Source organism: Pseudomonas sp. QTF5 (genome assembly GCF_000512695.2).
GTDB lineage: Bacteria > Pseudomonadota > Gammaproteobacteria > Pseudomonadales > Pseudomonadaceae > Aquipseudomonas.
This window is the reverse complement of record NZ_AZRW02000075.1, coordinates 1-5,904: the sequence shown is the minus strand read 5'-3', so window position 1 is coordinate 5,904 and position 5,904 is coordinate 1. Positions and strand designations below refer to the sequence as shown.

The 5,904-nt window shown below is 57.2% G+C and carries 4 protein-coding genes and 2 pseudogenes; 1 reads left to right on the top strand and 5 read right to left on the bottom strand.

The window, feature by feature from the left end:
• Positions 1-115 precede the first annotated feature (115 nt).
• The 5 genes and pseudogenes from IC37_RS28570 to IC37_RS28555 all read right to left on the bottom strand — a co-directional run bounded on the left by IC37_RS28570 (position 116) and on the right by IC37_RS28555 (position 5,113).
• On the bottom strand, positions 116-559 hold the full coding sequence (locus IC37_RS28570; RefSeq protein WP_030129942.1) for a polyketide cyclase: 444 nt from the start codon (positions 557-559) through the stop codon (positions 116-118).
• Positions 560-594: 35 nt separating this feature from the next.
• Positions 595-1,986 carry an S-type pyocin domain-containing protein gene (locus tag IC37_RS28565; protein WP_256580808.1) on the bottom strand — a complete coding sequence of 464 codons (1,392 nt, stop codon included), beginning with the start codon at positions 1,984-1,986 and terminating at the stop codon, positions 595-597.
• 12 nt (positions 1,987-1,998) lie between these two features.
• Positions 1,999-2,067 (bottom strand): annotated as a pseudogene (locus IC37_RS30780) (hypothetical protein); the annotation flags it as partial.
• A 222-nt stretch (positions 2,068-2,289) separates the two neighbouring features.
• Entirely contained in the window at positions 2,290-2,565 is a 276-nt protein-coding gene (locus IC37_RS28560; protein WP_030129943.1) for a bacteriocin immunity protein, read from the bottom strand.
• Positions 2,565-5,113: pseudogene (locus IC37_RS28555) on the bottom strand (S-type pyocin domain-containing protein). The gene IC37_RS28560 and the pseudogene IC37_RS28555 overlap by 1 nt, the downstream one beginning before the upstream one ends.
• A gap of 226 nt (positions 5,114-5,339) precedes the next feature.
• On the opposite strand from IC37_RS28555, the gene IC37_RS28550 reads away from it, so the two are divergent.
• Positions 5,340-5,765: a YciI family protein gene (locus IC37_RS28550; protein WP_030129944.1), complete on the top strand. Its 426-nt coding sequence runs from the start codon at positions 5,340-5,342 to the stop codon at positions 5,763-5,765.
• Positions 5,766-5,904 lie beyond the last annotated feature (139 nt).

The window sequence follows — 5,904 nt, the reverse complement described above, 5'->3', positions numbered from 1 at the left end:
AAATGAAGGCCTGCCTGACGGCAGGCCGTTACCGGCCCGCACACAAAAAATCTGACACTCTCGCGGGAGCAAGCTCCCTCGCCACACAAGACTCGCTCCTACAGACAGATCGGTGTCAGCCCAGCAATCGAAGCATATTGCGGTGCCGCGCTTCGAAAATCCGCCGCATGTAGGCATTGACCACCAGCCACTCCAACGGCGCGCCCCCCATGGCCGCATAGGTCACACGGTCGGTGTACAGCGTACCGCCCTCACCCGCCGCCACCCGATGTTCATGACGAAAGGCAGCCATTGGCCCCTTGAGCATTTCATCGATGAAATGGTGCTCGCCCACCTCGCGGATTACCACCGTCCAGCTCACAGGAATGATATTGAACATCCAATGGCAAAAGCGGAACTGGCGACCGGCTTCGATGCGCAGGTTACTTAAATCGATATCGCTCAACAGTGTGACGCGCTCTGGAAAGATCTTCGGGAAGTTGACGCCTTCCAGGCAGAAGTCGAGGACTAGCTCAGGTGTGCGGTTGGGGATCAGGGTAGTGAGTTCCAGAACAGGCATAGACGGTAGCATTCCTTTGTTTGGCGGAGGATTGATTAGTAGCTGCGTTGGAGCAAAGTCGTGCCAGGACTTCGCTCAGCAACGGCCATTTCGGGATATTCGCGCCGATCTCTGAACATGATGTAAAGCGGGTCCATGCCAGACGCTGGCGGGAAGACGACGACATAGTCATCGAAACGAATCGCGGCCATGTCGCTGAAGGACTCCAACACAGGCACAGGCGAAGAGCGAAGGAATCCCAGCCGATACTCGGGGGCTGGCGTCAGGGTCGAGATGGTTTCAAGGTTAGCTGGCGCGCTCCAGCTCACCATTGCCGGGACCGGCCCGTCAGCGGTAATACAATAGGTCTTCAGCTGCTCATTCCAGACGGCGGCTCGCACCCTCACTCTGGACGACAATACATTGGCATTAGTCGGCGTAATGGCCACCTGAAACAACGTCTTTATTTCTCTCAGGCCTCGGGACATCGTCCCTGGCGGAACGGCGTACGTGCCGCTGCTCATCCTGAACGGAAGATCGACGTCGGCCCCCGTCGCGGCCAGGCCTTGCCAATCCTGGCCCTCGATCGGCAGCAACTCGAGCAGAGGAACGCTGAGCCCATACCTCCCCACTTCGGCCCGACTGGAAAAATCGAATTGCAGCACCGCTGCGTATTGACCTTGATGGTCTTGCGCTCCCGAGGTTATCTGCCAGGTAAACTCCGCCACTGCCGAGCGTATGGCTTTTTGCAGTGCAACCCGGTGGGTCTCCAAGGGTTGCGAAAGACCACCATCGAGGAAAATACCTGGTCGCGCATTGGCAAAGGCAAACGGTGCAAACAGCCGCCCGGACGCTTGAGTCGGCCCTGTTCCCTGCTGGTAACGCTGATCAACGAGCTGTGTTTGCGCGACCATCAGCAGTGCTTCAGCGTCCGTTTGAAAGCGATGGAGGCGTTGATTGATCTCGTTCAACTTCGCCAGATAACGGTCGTAAATAACGTTGATCTGCTGGGCGATGCTTTGCCACTGCGCGTGTTCGGACCGGGCGTAGGACAGGTCGCGCCGCGCGCTGTCCCTTTTGAACTCGATGCGCATTTTCCAGAATTCGTACCGACGCGCTGCCAGACGCCCTTCAAATTCAGAGGCCTCCAGAACACGGATTTCCGCCTCACGCCCACGGATGTCCACGTGTTCGCTCTGTCGTTGACGCAGGTGTTTGATGCGTTGCTCGAAAAGACTGAGTGCAACTTCTGCCGCGCGCTCTGAAGCCGCCAGATCAACGGCGATTTTTTGTACGTCAGCCAGATTTTGCGCAATACGCTGCTGCGTCATCCGCGCCGGGGTCAACGGGGTGGGTGGCCTTGCAGCAACGGGACGTGGAACAGGAGCGCCCTCCCCCATGAACGCAGCACGGCCCTGTTTGTGGTGCCAGTCTTTGACGTAGTACACGACCGAGCCGAAGGAGTGGGCGTTATAGTCATCCTCTGGCGGATAAAACAGCAGGTCCGCCCCTTTGGGGTGACCGACGATGCGGTCGAAATGATTGATCAGTCGTCGTGATCCTGTTTCGGCAGATCGACGGCCCAGATTCTGTTCACCAAGGCTTGGAATTCCGATTCGGTGTACTCCTTGAGTGTTGCTTTAAGTTCCATCTTTGGTTCTTCCTTGTGGCTCTGACCTACTGGGCGACGGCATCTGCTCAGTCGTCATGAGCAGATGTGCGTCGTTTATTTCTTATTCAAAGCAGTGCAGTTATTCCGATTTGAAGCCGGGTTTATTGTGGAGTGCGCGCCATTCTTTGACTTCTTTCAGGATGCGTTCGGGGCTATCTTCCTGACCTTCCTTAGGGTGGAGGATGACATCCGAACCATCCGGATGCTCAGTCACCACCTCGAAGTGCAATACACCTTTGATTATGTATGCGTCGAAATCATCATCAGACAAATCTCGCCCACCTTCAAAAAGTCCTCGAAGAAACTCCAGAAATTCAGACTCTGTGTAGTCCTCAAAATGCTCTTTAAACTCCATCAGTCAGCTCCTTTACTATGTAGAAGAATATGCCGCTTAGGCGTCATGACTAATAAGTTATCCATGTTGTAAACACTTCCTCCTTGTGCAACTTCAAAAACATGATGAATCTCAAACTTGACTCGCCCTCCGTTCCTATCGTTAGGCGAGGCGAAGGGCGCTTTGCCTTTTCGCATCAAGATCAAATCAATGGTTCTAAATTGGTTGCTCCACCCTGCATTCGCCGCAACAGCCTTCCAAAACGCCCGCCTGAACCCATGAAAATTACGAAACTCCATCCACCGCAACTGATCCGCAATCTGCTCGGGAATCGGCGCACCGTCCGTTCGTGCAGCATCGCCTAGCCATACTCCTGAAACCGACTCCCCAAACCCCATCGCCACACCCGGATCATCTCGCCGGTCCAGAAACAGAACATCCGGCGAAGGCAACTCCATATCCGCCGGATACCCAGGAATACTGGCACCGATCTGCCCTTCGTCAACAGCCGGAAACGTCTCGTTTTGCGGTAGGACCGGGATGACCGGCGTGCCGGGATAAACCGCTGGAATCAACGGTATAACCGGTGAGGTTGTAGGACCGAGGTGTTCGATACCTGGCGGAACCAGGGGTGTCCAGGTTCCGACGCCAACGGGGCGAATTGGCCAGGGTAGAACCGTAGGGGTGATCCCCAACTGTCCGTGGGTGCTTTGCGGCGTGGTGATGCTGATTTTGTCGAGGTTGAAAGGATTGGCGCCAAGCTCTGCCCGCTCCTGATAACGCAGTTCGAACTCGCGTCGCTCACCGACCCATTTACTTTTCGGCGCGTACGGTGCGAAGCCTTGTTCGACGCGTTTTTTGTTCACCTCATCGAACTGGGCAGTGAGCGCCGGATGCTCGCCCAGCGTTCGCCACAGCGCTTGATCAAACGCCTCGAACGAGTTGATTTCGCGACCTCGAAACTGATCGCCGATTTGCGTCGGAATTGCTGCGCCCGTCACCTTGCTCGCCGTTTTCCACCAGTCCGCCGTGGCCGGTTGACCGTTTCCGGTGACGATGCCCGAGCCCATGGGTGGCAGATTGAAGGACAGGTACGTCGGCGGCAGGCCCGGTACGCAAACAATGCAGTCTTGAATGCGCAGGTCGACACCTACCGGGATGTCTTGGATCTGCGGCGTCAACTTCGCCAGCCCCGCCTGGCTCGTCGTGGCAGCCTGAGCGGCAGCGTCCGGCGCGAATTGAAGGTGCCTGGTCGGGAATCCGGGGATCTGTGCGTTGTAGAACCCGGTCAGCGGGTCGAGTACCGCATTGATGACCGGCACATCAGCATCAATCTCATCGCCCGTAGTGACAGCGATGATGGCGGTGCCCTCCGGCACGGCTTCGGGTTTGAGCCGGTATGCCGCCTCCACCGAGCCCCCGGAATCAGCAATCGATTGCAGTGCTCGACCATCGGAAAGCCCCAGCGCTTGCGCAGGAATAGCGACAGCCTGGAACAAACGCCGACGTTGCTCGGCGCTCAACTCGCCATTGTCAAGGGTGGGCGAGTACACCATCGCGGTGACGAACACCGGCCCCGTTTTTACTGCGATACGCCCGAAATCAGTGAGCGTTCTGACCGCAGACTGAACTGCCGCTTCAAGCGCTGCCCCCGCTTGCCGCGCCACGAATGCCCCGTCACGCGTCAAAACCATCCCGCCAGCGGCAACCGAGGTAACGGGAGCCTTCAGCGTGTTGGCCTGCCTGACCCGTTCACCCCGCACATCTTCATCGGCCTGCTGCTTGAACCGAATGCGTGCTTCACGCTGCTCGGCGTACTGGCGCTGGGCCTCCCACACGGCCTCCCTTTCCCGCCAGACAACCGTCTGCTCGGCGTGATGCCTGGCCAAGGCATTGGATTTATCCGTAAGTGCATTGATTTGCGACGTCAGCAACCGCGCTTCATGGGCCGCGTTATAAGCACTTTCCCAAATTTGGTGGCCATCATTGAGTGCTTGGCCGAACGCCCCCAATCGCGTCAGGTAATCATTCGAGTGCGGGTGAATGGATCGTGTCCATCGAAGGATCGAGCAACCGCGTTTTTTGCATTGAGCTCAGCGGTCTTGCGGGCGAGCAGCCCGTCGATTTCGTTTTTTTCTTTAGTGATCAGGTAAAGCTGATAGCGCTCACTATCGTCGCTGTTGGGCGGTCGTCGCGCCGCCGAGATTTCGCGTTCAAGGGATGGCGCGAGTTGTGCGGCCGTCTCGGCGAAGCGGCGGTCCACTTCGGCTCTGATGGCGTCATGACGCTGCGCCAGCCCCGCCAGAAACTGGTGAAGAGCCTGGACGCGGGCCTGTTCCTGAGCCTGTGCTTGAGCGGCCTCGGCTTGAGCCTGCACACGCGCTTTTTCTTGTGCCTGACGATGCGCTTCCATGGCCCGTTTTCGGGCCCTTTTTCTCTTCCTGCTGCTCGTACCGCCGAATCCGCCTGAAACCCCTCCGCCGACGCTAAAAACGCTGCCCGAGGATGAGGATCCCGGCCTGATGACAACTTCCCCTGTCGATTCATCGTTCAATGTGTTTTGTGCCATACAGTCTCTCCTTGTCTGTAGGGCACAGCATGTCGATGAAGCCGCAGTCAGGTGCGGTACATAGTTATAGGTGTGGATTTAAATCGAGGTGCTATTTGGGGGTATGAGCCACCCACGCCGGTAACAAATCCGCTCCTTTTGCGGTCTTTTGTTGGAGGTAGTGTCGATTCAGGCGGCTGCCATTCGACTAAGAAGTGAGTCACTCAAATCCAGTGGAGACAAGACCATGCGATTCATGATCATTGTGAAAGCCAGCCCGGATTCCGAAGCCGGTGTGATGCCCAGCGAAGAACTGATGACCGCGATGGGCAATTTCAACGAGGAGCTGGCCAAGGCCGGCATCCTTATCGATTGCGATGGCCTGCAGCCCAGCAGCAAAGGCGCCCGGGTGCGTTTTTCGGGTGATCAGCGCACGGTGATCGACGGCCCGTTCGCCGCAACCAAAGAGCTGATCGCCGGCTATTGGCTGTGGCAGGTGAAGTCGAAAGAGGAAGCGATCGAGTGGGTCAAGCGCTGCCCCAACCCGATGCCGGGCACTGAAGCCGAGATCGAGATTCGCCAGGTGTACGAGGCCGAAGACTTCGGTACCGAGTTCACACCGCAATTGCGCGAGCAGGAAGAACGAGTGCGTGCGCAGGTGAAGAAGAACTGAAGCACACCTGACATACCTGATACACCTACACGGGAATCGGGATTGCGGGGGAAATTAGTGGTACCGGGAGACCGCATTCGCGAGCAAGCCCGCTCCCACATCTATGGTTACCCCCTTTTCTGCAATACTGTTTTTGATG